Below are 14290 nucleotides of genomic sequence, written 5' to 3'. Positions count from 1 at the left end.
AAATAGTATCAATCACAATTTTTTGTTTGTAAGTCGCCTTTAAATGACGAAATATGATTTAATATAAAATATATAGAAATAAATAGAAAAAGGTACCCTTTATGGAAAGTGAAAAAGATTATGTGATTTTGAGAAAGACGATAACAACTCTTTCTACAAGCTTTATTTTAGCTTACCTTTTGGCAATAACAGGTCTGGTTCAACAGCTAACTGATGGAGAAGAACTATCGTATCATACTGGAAATGACATGGCAGGGTGGTTCCTTGTATATCTTTTTTATGTAGGTGCAGTTATTGCTGTATACGGAAATTTTGTCTCAGTTATACTGGACGCTATTCGAAAGAAATGGCTTCCCAACATGAGGTGGCTATTTGTCTTCTTCCACGGCATATTAGGCTTAATTAACGGTTTGTTTTTTCAAGATACATATTTGGCTTATTACGGGATGGCAGCTGCTATGTTATATGCATGTATAGATTGGTGGGTAGAAAGAAGAATTGACAGGGAAAAAAGTACAAAATTATTGCTAATTATACCTCTTATTCTTTTACTTCTCAGTTGGAGTATATTAGAAGCGATATCACCTAGTCTTCCGCCATTTACCAAAGAAGATGCCATAGAGTTTGCGACAACTGGTGAAGGAACAGATATTGATTTATTTCCTGATACAGTTGGAACATGGAAAGGAACGTTTGAGGGATATCACGTTCAAAGAAGCACTCGTACTAAAAAAATAAATAAAGAGTTATACCTTGTGACCTTTGAAGAAAACTGGACCAAAGGGAAACGAAAAGGACACTATGTAATGTCTTATAAAGTAGATCGCAGCAGTGTCTCAGGGTATGGCGGAAGTGGCACAACACCTCCTTATTATGAGAAGGTATTACAACAATAAAATAGTAAAAATTAAGTTTATGAATAAAGGAGCTTTGATCTATGTCTAAAATTTCTCTAGCAGAGGCTGTGAAATTGAAAAGTGTATTATCAAAACGAATACATGAATTAGAAGAAGAGATGGACCGTGTTGCATTGGTGCCCTTACTTATAAGTTAAGTAAGGGCCTTATTTATCTTATTTTTATTAGAAAGCTTTCAGTATAATAACACCTGTAATAATAAGAGTAACCGAGATAATCTTTCTTTTGTTTTTTGATTCCTTAAATATATAAATACCTAACAGCGTTGTACTAACAATCGTCAGCCCTGCCCATATAGCAAAAACGATTCCCATTTCAAAATAGTGTGTCGTTAGAGAAATAAAATAAATACAAGCAATGAAGAGTAGAAATGCGCCTATCGTGGGAACAGTTTGTCTAAAGCCTTTAGATAGTTTTACACACATTTGCCCTGCAATGCCTAAAACTAAGCCAATCGTTAAAAATACGTATCCCATTACGCTGTCCTTCTTTCTTTAGAGCTCCCTTTAATGTTAAGAGAAACTGCACCGATTATAATAAGAGAAACACCTAAAATTTTAGATAAGGAAATAGTTTCATCAAAAAAGATAATACCTGTGACAACAACAAGTACGGTTGCTCCTCCTGCATACAAAGCACTTGCTACTCCTACTTCACCTTTGGCGTTAAGTAGCATATAAGCAGCAATTGAAGAACAATAAAATAGTATGGCGAAAACAGTAGGAACAAAGTTTGTGAATCCATTTGTAAGATTAAGAAAAAATACTGCGATTACCTCCAAGATGATGGCAAGAAACAATAGTAAATAAAACAATCAGATTTCCTCCTTTCAGTCACCTCATTTTAAGAACTTTACGTAATTGCTACTAAATAATTGCAGTAGCACTCAGATGTCATTATTTTATCTAGAGCTTGATATCTTGTAAAATAATGATAAATGATTGTAGATATCACTATTATTAATACCTAAATGAATGTAAGTGGAAAGGAGGATGTTTATGGAAGTAGAAGATATACGCATATTTATGGCTGTAGCAGAATACGGCAGTGTAAGCCTTGCCGCTGATAAGCTAGGCTATGTCCAACCAAATGTAACAGCACGTATTCGGTCTCTTGAACGAAAAATTGGACACCCATTGTTTCATCGTCACAGACGAGGAATGACATTAAATGTAGAAGGTCGAAAACTTTTAACATATGGAGAACAAATGATGCGGCTGATGGATGAAATACAGAAAGCATTTCAAGATGAGCGTAACCTTGTTGGATCATTATGTATTGGATTAGTTGAAACGGTAGTAGGGTTTCCTGAAATCATTTCTTCCTATCATAATAAGCATAAAAATGTGGATATTTCTTTAGTATCAGGAGTAAGTACACAATTAATAGAGAAAGTTCTTAAGTTTCAGTTAGACGGGGCATTTGTAGCAGAACCAGTAAATGTGTCAACGCTTGATCAAATTCCGGCTTTTGATGAAGAAGTTGTACTTGTATGCAGTGCAAATGAAAAAGGGAAGAAGCAGAGTCAGTCTGCCAAAGAGTTACTGCACTTACCATTCATTTTATTTAATGAAGGCTGCCAATATAGAGAAAGACTACAGCAGTGGTTAAAAGACGAACAAATAATATCACCAAAAATTATGGAATTTGCTACACTTGAAACGATTATGGGGACAGTAGTTTCTGGTCTGGGTGTGACACTTATAGCACGGTCATTAGCGGAGAGATATGAGAGGGAAGGGTTAGTACAACTCTTTCCAATACCTGAACCTTACAGAAACCTCAGGATTGTGTATGTTCGTCGCTCCGACTCCTATCTAGGAGTAACTGAGCGTGAATTTATAAAGACAATCAGCGAAGTAAGAGAAGGGGAAAATCAGCGAACGAATTGAATCGATTATAGAAGATATAAACGAACACACGATTGTAGAAAGAGTTGACTCGGACGAAGTAGGAGGGCTAAAGATCTTTTTATCTCAAGGTTATTTATTAGAGGTGTTTCCGAATACGTCAGAAGACGATGAATATAGTGAGTTCTGGAGACTTTTCAACCGGAAGGAAGGCAGCCCTCACTTTGTTGTCACAGGAAATGGTGTTAAAAACGAGTAATCGCATAATTAAAGAAACGAAAAAAGCACAAACCCGTTGGAACCAAACGTTTTTGTGCTTTTTTCTTATTTTATAATTGAGTTACATATAATCATAAGCGGAATCATCAAAATAGAGCCAGTGATAATATTCAACCTGCGGATCTGTCATCTTCGAAACTTCTTCTTCATTGAATTTTTGATACTCAACTAATTTCTGCACTTTAGAATTTCTTTCCACTTGGCTCATTTTAAATCCTCCTTATAGTTTGAGAAGTAACAATGTATTTAAATATAGAAAGCGTTTTCTTTTTCTTGTTTTTATTATATATCTCAATATGAGATTAAAACAATATCAATTATAGATGATTTTTCAAAAAACAATATAGAAATGGTATTATGGCATCCGATTGGGACAACAAGGCTTCTGCAATCGAAATTAAATAATAGGTGATTCCCAATGGCAAGGCTAAAAATTTTTTGTTAGTATTGTTGCTTAATCCCCAAAAAACATTATGATAACTAGCTCTATAAATTAGAAATAAAGCTAGCTGTGTTAAGCTAGCTTTATATTTTTTATGCTGTTTTCCAGAGCTGTAAATTTTCAACTGTCGTTCACTTTGTTATAAAAACTCTTTAACATTTTCATCATGTTACGCCCTGAAGTTCTTGACATTTGATTATTATCTTCATCATCATGAGTACTCAGGTACCAACTTCCTTTGTTATCTTCATTTAATCTATATACCTTATTGGTTCTACTATCTGTATAAAAGTTTCCATCCTTCAGTCTCACACAATCCCCCCTCTACCAAGTGTCTATCCTGTATTATGCCCAAGATATCAATTTTATGAAAAATTTCATATACACAAAAACAGCAGGTTTCTTAATGCGCTTATTATTTTGTAAGTAATCTACAGAGGTGCAAAAATGGTGAAAGTCCATTGAATTTATGTACTGCTAGTAAACCTTAAATTAGTTCTTAATGTGATACATATATTTCCATTTTAAAATTTTATCTATTTTTCTGTATTTGCTATCTTCGGTTCTGTGTGTTACGCTTAGGTTAATTATTTTTGTTCGGTGTAGGATTGAGAGAAGAGAAATCTCTTCCATAGAAATTTTCATCTTAAGATAGTATGGTTGGACAAGGGTAGTAATACAAGCGTGGAGTATTCCACACCAGGAGGCACTATTATGGAACAAGGTACAGTGAAATGGTTTAATGCAGACAAAGGCTTCGGCTTTATCGAAATTGAAGGCGGAGACGATGTATTCGTACATTTCAGCTCTATTCAAGGTGAAGGCTTTAAATCGCTAGAAGAAGGTCAAAAAGTGACGTTTGATATCGAACAAGGCCAACGTGGAGCACAAGCTGCTAACGTTCATAAAGTAGCATAATTAAAATGAGTAAAAAAGACTCCTAGGTGGAGTCTTTTTTACTTTTGATTTCACTAGCTAGCAAAAGACATATTATATCTCATTTTAAAATCTCCTTATAATAGAAAAACCAGCGTTTTAAGTCTGGTTTCTGGGTCATACGTAGGGTACAAGGTATGAACTAGTTAACCATACACTAGAAATACAAAGCAAATATGGCATGTTTGTTTGGTAAGAAGTTTACTTTCAGTTAAAGAAGTGCCGTAATTTTTTTATAGATTTATACAACAGACGGACATGAATTATTTTTGATGGGGATTAGGAGACGCATCTAAAAGCCGTTCTCCTGTTCTCATTTTATGGCCACATAAAGGACACTTTTGCTGTTTTTGATAAGAGAAATTTTTTCTCATCCAACCATTACATTCTTCTGATTCACATTCCCAAATCTCTATTTGTTCTTTAGGTAAGGGCTCTTGATTTTTTTTCCTATGGTTATAATACATAACTACATCATCCCTCCTCCTAAATAGTATACCTTTTAAAAAAGAAATAGTGAGAACCATATCTTTCTAAATTAAACCACACTTTATAGATCCTATAAAAATTTATAAATACACGGAAGCGCGGATAAAATAAGGCATGAATTCGCCTTGTATAGATACGCTAAAATAAGATGTTCGTGAATAATAACACGGATTTCCATTACGCAGAAATGAATAAATAATATCTCTCGTTAAAGAGTACTTTTCTCATTTCTGAATTTAAGTAAGAGAAGGAGCACGAAAAAATGAAAAAATTTTCTGATTTTAATTTAAGCAAGGACATTGAAAAGGCAGTTCATAACTTGGGTTTTGAAGAGGCTACGCCGATTCAGGCTGAAGCTATTCCGATAGCTATGACGGGTAAAGATCTAATTGGACAAGCTCAAACCGGTACTGGAAAGACAACAGCTTTTGGCATTCCCCTTATAGAGCGGGTTGAGCTTGGTGAAGAAGGGATTCAGGGAATAGTCTTAGCACCGACACGTGAACTGGCTATTCAAGTAGCAGAGGAGTTAAATCGAATTGGACAGGTAAAAGGAGTTAAAACGCTACCCATTTATGGAGGCCAGGATATTAATCGTCAGATTAAAGCCCTTAAAAACAGACCGCATATTATCTCGGCAACCCCAGGACGCCTTAAGGACCATATGAAGCGAAGAACCATTCGTTTAAATCATATTCGTACAGCTGTTCTGGATGAAGCAGATGAGATGTTAAATATGGGCTTTATTGAAGATATCCAATCGATTCTTGGTGGCATCTCTTCTCCCCATCAAACTTTACTATTTTCAGCAACTATGTCGAAGCAAGTACAAAGTCTAGCCCAGAAATTTATGAACGATCCTGAACTCGTAAAAGTAAAAGCGAAGGAGTTAACGGTAAAGAACATTGAGCAGCAATATATGGAAATTCCAGAGAATCGAAAATTTGATGTTCTTTGTAATCTTGTAGACCTTCAATCACCAGACCTTGCTATTGTGTTTGGACGCACAAAAAAACGTGTGGATGAACTTGCTGAAGGACTAAAAAAGCGTGGGTATGCAGCAGAAGGCATTCATGGAGATCTTACACAATCCAAACGTGCCGATGTAATTCGTCAATTCAAGAATCATACGATTGAGATTATGGTTGCAACCGACGTTGCAGCAAGAGGACTTGATATTACAGGTGTTAGCCATGTCTATAATTTTGATATTCCTCAGGACCCTGAAAGCTATGTTCATCGTATTGGCCGAACAGGACGGGCAGGTACTAAGGGATTGGCAGTTACCTTTATAACTCCAAGAGAACGTAATCATTTAAAAGTGATTGAAGATGTCACGAAAACCAAAATGTCTAGACAATCACCTCCTACTTCTAGTGAGGTAATGGCAGGGCATCAGGAAGCAATCATTCACCAGGTTTTGACCGCTATCGACAAAGGCGAGTTTGTGGAATATAAGCCAATGGCGGAAAAGCTATTAGAAGAAGTGGATTCTGTTTCTTTACTGTCAGCCACTTTAAAGCTCTTAACAAAAGAATCAAATATGACCTCTGTCCAATTGACTGAAGTGGCACCACTTCGTAATAAAAAGGCAAAAACAGAGCGTAAGAGAAATAGAGGGAGAAAAGAAACAGTAGGCCGTAAAAAAACATATAGAAAATAATCCCTGATTATTTTTGATGCGAGAAAGGATAATGGCTATGAGTGAGAAAATATTTAGTAATGGAGAAATAGTAAATATAAGAGTATCAAATGAATTAGTGACAATCTTAAAAAGTCATTATGTAAAAAACATGAAAAGATACTCTTATACAGTCGACAAATACCCAAGTACCTTTTTCTTTGAAGAAGAGTTAAAAAAACGTGAACTATAATTATTGATGAATAAGTGTTGATATAAAAATCTTTTTAAGTAAAAACAGACTCTGAAAATAGAGTCTGTTTTTTAGTATGGTTTCTTATGCTTTATTTACGTTTGTCGCTTGTGGTCCACGTTGTCCCTGTTCGATATCAAAAGTCACTTCTTGACCTTCATCCAAGGATTTAAAACCTTCACCTTGAATAGCTGAGAAGTGAACAAATACATCTTCTCCACCTTCGCGCTCAATAAATCCAAAACCTTTGTCAGCATTAAACCATTTCACTTTACCGTGTTCCATTTTTTGTTGCCTCCTAAAATATAGAAAATAAACCAGATTATCATTAAATCTAGCTTATTTATTATATTATCCCAATAGAGACATCTTAAACTTAAATTAATTTGATCTTTTTAACTTTTTTTATCATCACTCATTCCATTAAAATGTAATAAGGGTATGACTATATACATCATAATGAGGTTCTGGTGCAAAACCTTCAAAATATTTATAAGTGATCTTCTAAACATGGAAATGATAGAAGTCGAGTATTAGCCACTGTTCACACAATTATTAAGGGCATTGTATTCATAAATATGAACCTAAATTAGATGAGAGAGCACAATGGAACCGGTCTTTCCTAAAGAAAAGGAAGTTCACTCAAAAAAATTTTGAATAGTGGCGTAAAAATACATTCTATTAGATAGGAATCTATATACCTTTTTCATATAAATACAACCTTCGCACTAAAATCCGTAAACTTGTTTCCAAATAAAAAATGACGCCGTTTTAGGCGCCATTTTTTATAGAATAGAGAAGGACACACCCTAGGCACGGGCGGTACTCTTAACACATCGTCTTGATTTGATAATACCCAGTGTTTAAATTTAATAAACCTTTGGTTATGACGCTTTATGCAGAATATCTACGTTTACCTTTTTAGTAAACATAAGGTTTCTTAGAGTCATCAAGTAAAAGAGCCCTTACAGGTGCAGTGTTTTATGAAGAAATTTCAAATAATACTGGATATTATTAAAATTATTTATTAAATTTCTTTGGAAACTGCTTCACAACTCCCGCAGATATAGTATCTGCCATTAAGATAATATGTGAGACTCCTTCATCAATTGCAACGATTCTTGCCTCCCAATCTTTTTCTAAGCTTGCAGATAAATCATTTGTCACTAATTTTAGATGCATATACAGTAATTTTTTCAAATCTTCATTTTTTAAATAAGGGTTGGCCTGGCTAAGGAACGCTGCTATATCATCAGCATTTCTATACCATTCTTTGTTTAATTGATTCACCAAGGCTTTCTTTCCCGTTTTAGCCGCATCTACAATCTTGCCAGCAATCACAATATGTTCCTTGAGCAAATCCGTAAGTTTATTCCCAGCTTTCTCTCCGTATATCGGCTTCACAGCATTCCCGATATCTTCTTGATTTTTTAATAACCTTGCCAACACCTGTTTTTGGTCTTCTGATCCTGCTGTTGTTGCACTTGTAATATAATTGCTTGTCCACAATACATGATCCATCCAAAGACTTCTGAATTCATTTTCAAACTTTACCTGAGATTGACTAACACGATGTTCTTGTGTTTGAGCACGAGTACTACTTGGGTCAACCAGCATGTTTAGCGAAAATAACAAAATAAATCCCAGCCATAACAATTTTTTCATAAAAGCTGCTCCTTCCAATTTAAATGATCCGTCTTATTATTTGTATATGGCATTTTTTACATTCCTCAAAATGTTATTTTCTAATAATAATTCTTTATAGAGTACTACCACACTCCCAATCAGCTCACACGGATGAAGGGTTACAGAGGATACCTTTCTATAAGGTGATAGTAGAGAATTCGAAATTTTAGGCTCTTGTATTTATACATTCATAAATATTATTGCTTGTCTCATATGTTTATATAAAACTCTAGAAGAAAAAGAGGTGAAAAATGTGAAGCATATGCTAATGGTATGTAATCAGCATGTGAAGGAGGGACTTATTGGTCTTAAAACCCCCCATGTAAAGAAGATTCACTACTCTACATGTACCTGTTCTTTTTGTGAGAGAAGGGCTAAAATCAAAATCTTTTATTCCATTCCTCAAAAATATAGTAAAACCAATTTTTATGTGAGCTTAAGCATGTCCAGACATAAAACAGAATAACTTAGAATGAAACTAATTTACAATTATAGGAGGATTAATAATGACTAATGCATTTGTTGCACAATCCTTAGATGAAATTCGTTTTTGGTCAAGGATTATGAAGGAACACTCATTGTTTCTTCGATTAGGTTTTAGATGTGAGGATACACAATTAATACAGGAAGCGAATCAATTTTATCGTTTGTTTGAAGATATTGAACAACGCTCTCATTCATTTACTAATCAAACAGATCCGGAGCAAATGAGAAGATTTAATTCGGAAGTCCAACAAGCAGCCACAGGTATATTTGCATTTAAGAGAAAAATTTTAGGTTTAATCTTAACCTGTCAACTACCGGGCTCAAATAACTTTCCTCTTTTGGTTGATCATACTAGTAGAGAAGCCAACTATTTTAGAAAACGATTAATTGAATTAAACGAAGGGAAATTGAAGCCGCTAGCTGATGCCATTATAAAGGAAAATGTCTTCTTTTTAAGAATTATGGCTGATCATGCCCAATTTATAGGCCATCTTCTTGATCCATCAGAAAGAAAACTTGTAGATATGGCGAGAAACTTCAGTCACGATTTTGATCAATTAGTTTTTCAAGCAAGAGATTTAGAGTCTATGAAGCCTCAATCTCAAACGGTACCTCTTTTGGATCAATTTCTTGATCAGAATCGTGTTTCCGTGGCTTCCCTTAGAGACTTTAAAAAAACAGCAAGAGATTTAATTGAGGAATGTAGAATTAAAAGTATTATTCATCCTCTTTTAGCTGATCATGTTTTTCGAGAGGCTGAAAGGTTCCTTCATATTATCGATATGTTTGAAAAGAATCTTCAAACACAAAAATAATACATTGATGTTTCCTCTTTACAAACCTTAATGACTTAATTTAAAAGGCTTCAGCTTTTGAGGGAGCCTTTTTTTGTTCACTAACAAAGAAACAGTCATTGAGGTTTAATTTCATTCCAATTTTTTTGACTCATCCAATTATTTATACATTCTCTAAAAAATGTATTTAACATAAGAACCTAATGGCAACACTATAAACAATAGTTAGTGAATAGGATTTCCTTGCATATATTTGGGATTTTTGCGAGTTAAAACTAAAAAAATGAGATAAAGATTAATGAGCTATTCCTTTTACATAAGCTTGTCACAATACTATCTAAAGAGAGGTCGAACAATATGAAAGTGACCGACACACTTGTTCAATGTTTAGAAAATGAGGGAGTTGAATATATTTTCGCAATACCTGGTAAAGAGACATTGGATTTTGTTGATTCTTTATCCAACTCTAAACAGATTCAATTCGTGAATGTGAGGCATGAGCAAGGAGCTGCTTTTATGGCAGATGTATACGGAAGGTTAACAAACAAAGTAGGGGTATGCTTATCAACATTAGGCCCTGGAGCTACTAATTTATTGACAGGTATATCTAGCGCAAAGCTAGACCATTCCCCTGTTGTTGTTTTAACAGGACAGGCTGCTTTGGGAAGGCAGCATAAAGATTCGCATCAGTATATGGACATTATCAAAATGGTGGAACCGGCAACGAAGTGGGGTGTTCAGATAAAAGATGCACAAACGCTTCCTGAGATTATTCGAAAAGCATTTAAAATTGCACAAATGGAAAAGCCAGGACCCGTAGTAGTAGAATTGCCAGAAGACTTAGCAACTCAAATCGTTCCCATTAAACCTATTTTACCTACATCTATACCCGTAAGCATACCTATATTGGAGTCCATTCAGGCTGCCAATACTCTTATTAAGCAGTATAAGAAACCTTTTGTTATTATCGGTAACGGCGCTGTTAGACAGGGAGCCGTGGATGAGCTTCAACCATTTATTGAACGCCTTCAATCACCGGTTACCCATAGTTATATGGCTAAAGGTGTATTGTCTAAAGATCATCCACAAAACTTCTTTACGTTTGGATTTAATGAAAAAGATGAAGTGCTCGCAGGCTTAAAGGAAGCTGATCTACTTATTGTAATTGGGTTTGATTTTGTCGAAAGGTTACCCAAAGAATGGAACACGGAAAAAACACCAATTTTACATATAGATACTTTACCCGCAGAAGTAGATGAATATTACCCTATAGAGGTCGAATTGGTTGGAGATATAAAGCAAACTTTACGAGTATTCAATCAGCTTGATATTCCTTCTAAACCATGGATTCCCTCTGGTAATCTCCAGGAACAAATTAAGCAATCTTATCACATTGAAGAGAAAAAGATAGACAGCAATTTGCTGCCTTTGACAATCGAGAATATCTTGCATATTATTGACAAGCTCTCTTCAGAGAAAACAATTGTGATTTCAGATGTGGGAGCTCATAAAGTATCTATAGCCCGAACTTATCAACCTAAAAACCCTAACAGGCTCATTATATCAAATGGTCTAGCTTCCATGGGTATTGCTCTACCAGGCTCAATTGGAGCTAAACTAGCCTGCCCTAATGATCCAGCTATTTGTATTACTGGAGATGGAGGAGCTTTAATGAATTTTGCTGAAATAGAGACGGCAAAGCGCTTAGGGCTTTCATTCATCATTATTGTTTTAAACGACTCTACATTAAAAATAGAGCAGGAAATGATGAACAAAAAGTTTGGTAAGAGCTATGGAGTAACTTTTACAAACCCAGATTTTGTTCAACTGGCAAAAAGCTTTGGAATTAAAGGGGAACAGGCAAATAGTTTAGTTGAATTTGAAAATATAATGAAAAGAGCCTTACAAAGTTTAGATGAGATTGTCCTAATTGACGTTCTTCTAAAAAGCTGATTGGGATTTCTCCATTATTTTAACGAGTTATCTCTGTTAAGGGATTAATTTGTAGATTCACTAGGAAATAAAGGTTTTTAATTTTTTAAAATAAGCTAAGCTGAGTTCAACCCAAATCCAACTATAAAGGAAAGTAAATACAAAAATTAAACCAGTAGTAGAAAGAGAAAAATTTTTAGAAATCACGGGACCTAGTACTGGGAATTTGAAACCGTACAATAGGGTAATAATCCCAACAGTTAATAGGGTGGCCCCACTTATAATAATGTACAATCTCTTTTTAAAAAAGTAAAAAGCAGCTCCTATGCCCATTCCCAATATTCCTGTGGTAAAAGGAAAAATAATAAGTTCACTTGGCTGGGTAATCAGAAGAAGCAGATTCGTTAGTATATAGGTAATAAATCCTAAAGGGAGCGAAAGTGTAAAACAAAAAAGAATGGGTGCAGTAGAGAATGGGCTAATAAAAATTCCTATTCCTGGTAAGAAACCTCCTGCTGATTGAAAAAAGGCTGCTAAGCTGGCGAAAAGAGCGCCTGATACAAGCTGCTTAGTTTTAGATAGTCTATTAAAAAAAAGCCGCGCAGAGTTTACTTCATTTGAAAGAGACTTTAAAAAGTACATGAATTTCACCTCGGTTAACTGTTTTTACATTGTAAGAGATTTAGATCATTGCCTGATATGTCAACTCTTACATGTAATATATAAAGAAATTAAGAGGGAGGACTAATAAGTCGCATTTACTTTTACAGGAATAGGTCATATCCGTTAAGATAAATTTCTTTATCTTTCTAAAGGTATGTACTGTAGCCCATAAAATGAATCTTTTATGGGCTTTATTGATTAAAGGCTTTTTTATTTTCTAGAAAGTTCATTTGCTCATTCTTACAAAATAGCTGGTGAAAAAATTAAGCTATAATTTTTGGGAGAAAATCAATACCCAGTCGAATTTTATAAATATAAATCATGGAACAATTTCAAAAACAGTACCTTGATTAAAGTCAGACACTTTCATAGAGCCATAAACTCCTAAATAAAGCCTGGTTTGATCCAGGTTCGTTCCCAAACTAACGTAGTAAGCTGATTGGGAACCAAAATTATAATCAATTTCCACAACACTAAAATCATTTAGCTTACAATCTGTACCTGCCTTGGTATAAGCTAAAACTCCTCTAACTGGGGATTGAGATTCTTTAACCTGTGCAATATCCGTAAACATAACGCTTCCTGTTAAGCTAGGGATTTTATTCCCCATATATGGCTGAACTCCTGTAAGGGAGGTCCCTCCAAATTTATTGGGGCGGGGATCTTTGTGAAAATAACTAGTTAAAGGCTGAAGACGTCTCACTGAAGTTTTTACCGCTTCATTGTAATAAGCAATTATTTTCTCATCCAAGGCCGGATTTTCAGAACACCTTTTTATAAACGAAGTTGGAAAATCTCCTTCCCATCCCCGCCAGCCAAGGTTAATAAATCCTTCTTGGCTGGGTTTAGCTCTCATTAAAGAAGCTTGAACAAGTTGAGGAACAGGTATTGGCTTATAATGAACAAATGAAAAAATCGACTCTACCACGTCTTGTCCAACATTTCCCACATATTTGATGTACTGATTATAAAATTTTTGAAATGAAATGCCCGTTATATTGCGAACACCCTTAGCAATGAGCGTAAGAGTTTCCTGAATAGGTGAGGGGAGTTCACTAAAACGTGTGACTACGGGTGGATTATAGATAAATGTATTCTTACCTACATCAATTTCAATTATTTTCCCGTAAATTTCCATATCATCCTGACTTAAGTTAAAGGGGTCATAGCCTGATCCACCATCTCCGATTGTTAAGATAAGTTTTCCAGTTTCAGGTGAAAAGTTTAAGCTGTTGACACCATTATGATTAAAAAATGGTCTTCTTAAGTTAAGTAACGTCCGTCTTTTTTGAGGCTGAGCATATGGTTGGAAAACCCATTCTTCCACTGTATCAATATGATCATAGTTAGTTTCTCTATTTATCCACCTTAAGTTTGAAGTTTTAGGATCACACGGGTTAGGCCTATAATGTTCGGAAAGTGCACCTGGGCCTTGTGTTCCAGCTACTGAGTAATGAAGATAAAACAGACCGTTATAATAAAATTCTGGATGAAACGCTAGCCCTAGCAATCCTCGTTCATCATATCCTCCGCGAGAAACACCTGGTTCAGACGTACCTAATTTTATGATTCGTGAGCGAATATCTAAAAAAGTCTGTATAGCTTCGTCTCTTATGTAAAAGATCTCTCCTACTTGGGCTGCAATAAATAAGCTTTCAAATGAGTCACCAGGAAGTATAGCTGTTTTCAACACGGTAGGTAAATTTATCTTACTAACAATAGGCCGTAAACTAACCTTAGCTTTTATCAACTAACTTGACACTCCTTTTTATTGTTTTCTTTTATAAGAATATGATTGTAACTGTTCTATTAGTATCAATACTATTTTATAAAGTTAGGTAATTTAACTAAGAGACCTAATTGAGAGGCTTTTTTTATAAAAATTATCCATTCCTAATTACGCCTGCTATTTTCTTCTCTTAGCACTCACGCTTCTCTCAAC

Annotated in this window: 14 protein-coding genes; 6 read left to right on the top strand and 8 right to left on the bottom strand. The window is 34.9% G+C overall.

Annotated elements, in window-relative coordinates; all coding sequences use genetic code 11:
• Positions 1 to 101: 101 nt before the first annotated feature.
• Entirely contained in the window at positions 102 to 896 is a 795-nt protein-coding gene (locus ACFX4N_RS06140) for a hypothetical protein (RefSeq protein WP_192100663.1), read from the top strand.
• A gap of 185 nt (positions 897 to 1081) precedes the next feature.
• On the opposite strand, the gene ACFX4N_RS06135 is transcribed toward ACFX4N_RS06140, so the two are convergent.
• Positions 1082 to 1393 carry a DMT family transporter gene (locus tag ACFX4N_RS06135; protein WP_013056401.1) on the bottom strand — a complete coding sequence of 104 codons (312 nt, stop codon included), beginning with the start codon at positions 1391 to 1393 and terminating at the stop codon, positions 1082 to 1084.
• Positions 1393 to 1731 carry a DMT family transporter gene (locus ACFX4N_RS06130; RefSeq protein ID WP_013056402.1) on the bottom strand — a complete coding sequence of 113 codons (339 nt, stop codon included), beginning with the start codon at positions 1729 to 1731 and terminating at the stop codon, positions 1393 to 1395. Before ACFX4N_RS06130 ends, ACFX4N_RS06135 begins: the two co-directional genes overlap by 1 nt.
• Positions 1732 to 1915: 184 nt before the next feature.
• Here ACFX4N_RS06130 and ACFX4N_RS06125 point away from each other — a divergent pair, with 184 nt between their 5' ends.
• Positions 1916 to 2809 (top strand): LysR family transcriptional regulator, encoded by an 894-nt coding sequence (locus ACFX4N_RS06125; RefSeq protein WP_192100664.1) that lies wholly within the window; start codon positions 1916 to 1918, stop codon positions 2807 to 2809.
• A 298-nt stretch (positions 2810 to 3107) separates the two neighbouring features.
• On the opposite strand, the gene ACFX4N_RS06120 is transcribed toward ACFX4N_RS06125, so the two are convergent.
• A complete protein-coding gene (locus ACFX4N_RS06120; protein ID WP_013056404.1) occupies positions 3108 to 3254 on the bottom strand; it encodes a BH0509 family protein in 147 nt (48 codons plus the stop codon).
• A gap of 948 nt (positions 3255 to 4202) precedes the next feature.
• Here ACFX4N_RS06120 and ACFX4N_RS06115 point away from each other — a divergent pair.
• On the top strand, positions 4203 to 4406 hold the full coding sequence (locus ACFX4N_RS06115) for a cold-shock protein (protein ID WP_013056405.1): 204 nt from the start codon (positions 4203 to 4205) through the stop codon (positions 4404 to 4406).
• 281 nt (positions 4407 to 4687) lie between these two features.
• On the opposite strand, the gene ACFX4N_RS06110 is transcribed toward ACFX4N_RS06115, so the two are convergent.
• The gene (locus ACFX4N_RS06110; protein ID WP_013056406.1) at positions 4688 to 4891 is read right to left on the bottom strand and encodes a cold-shock protein; all 204 of its coding nucleotides are present in this window, start codon (positions 4889 to 4891) and stop codon (positions 4688 to 4690) included.
• Positions 4892 to 5175: 284 nt separating this feature from the next.
• Here ACFX4N_RS06110 and cshA point away from each other — a divergent pair, with 284 nt between their 5' ends.
• Positions 5176 to 6576, top strand: a complete 1401-nt coding sequence (cshA, locus tag ACFX4N_RS06105; RefSeq protein WP_192100665.1) for a degradosome RNA helicase CshA — start codon at positions 5176 to 5178, stop codon at positions 6574 to 6576.
• Between the two features lie 295 nt (positions 6577 to 6871).
• Here the strand turns inward: cshA and ACFX4N_RS06100 are convergent, their stop codons facing one another.
• On the bottom strand, positions 6872 to 7072 hold the full coding sequence (locus ACFX4N_RS06100) for a cold-shock protein (protein ID WP_013056409.1): 201 nt from the start codon (positions 7070 to 7072) through the stop codon (positions 6872 to 6874).
• Positions 7073 to 7807: 735 nt separating this feature from the next.
• A complete protein-coding gene (locus tag ACFX4N_RS06095; RefSeq protein ID WP_192100667.1) occupies positions 7808 to 8452 on the bottom strand; it encodes a glycosyltransferase in 645 nt (214 codons plus the stop codon).
• A gap of 527 nt (positions 8453 to 8979) precedes the next feature.
• Between ACFX4N_RS06095 and ACFX4N_RS06090 the strand changes: the two genes are divergently transcribed.
• Positions 8980 to 9774, top strand: coding sequence for a DUF2935 domain-containing protein (locus ACFX4N_RS06090; RefSeq protein ID WP_013056411.1), 795 nt, complete (start codon positions 8980 to 8982; stop codon positions 9772 to 9774).
• Between the two features lie 336 nt (positions 9775 to 10110).
• Positions 10111 to 11706, top strand: a complete 1596-nt coding sequence (locus tag ACFX4N_RS06085; RefSeq protein WP_328126239.1) for an acetolactate synthase large subunit — start codon at positions 10111 to 10113, stop codon at positions 11704 to 11706.
• Positions 11707 to 11766: 60 nt separating this feature from the next.
• On the opposite strand, the gene ACFX4N_RS06080 is transcribed toward ACFX4N_RS06085, so the two are convergent.
• The gene (locus tag ACFX4N_RS06080) at positions 11767 to 12327 is read right to left on the bottom strand and encodes a hypothetical protein (RefSeq protein WP_057274718.1); all 561 of its coding nucleotides are present in this window, start codon (positions 12325 to 12327) and stop codon (positions 11767 to 11769) included.
• A gap of 340 nt (positions 12328 to 12667) precedes the next feature.
• Positions 12668 to 14098, bottom strand: a complete 1431-nt coding sequence (locus ACFX4N_RS06075) for a PQQ-dependent sugar dehydrogenase (protein WP_192100669.1) — start codon at positions 14096 to 14098, stop codon at positions 12668 to 12670.
• Positions 14099 to 14290: the final 192 nt, after the last annotated feature.

Origin of the sequence: Priestia sp. YIM B13551, from assembly GCF_042787905.1 — a bacterium.
Lineage (GTDB): Bacteria > Bacillota > Bacilli > Bacillales > Bacillaceae_H > Priestia.
Note: the sequence above shows the minus strand (reverse complement) of the source record. Positions and strands in the feature narration are given on the sequence as shown.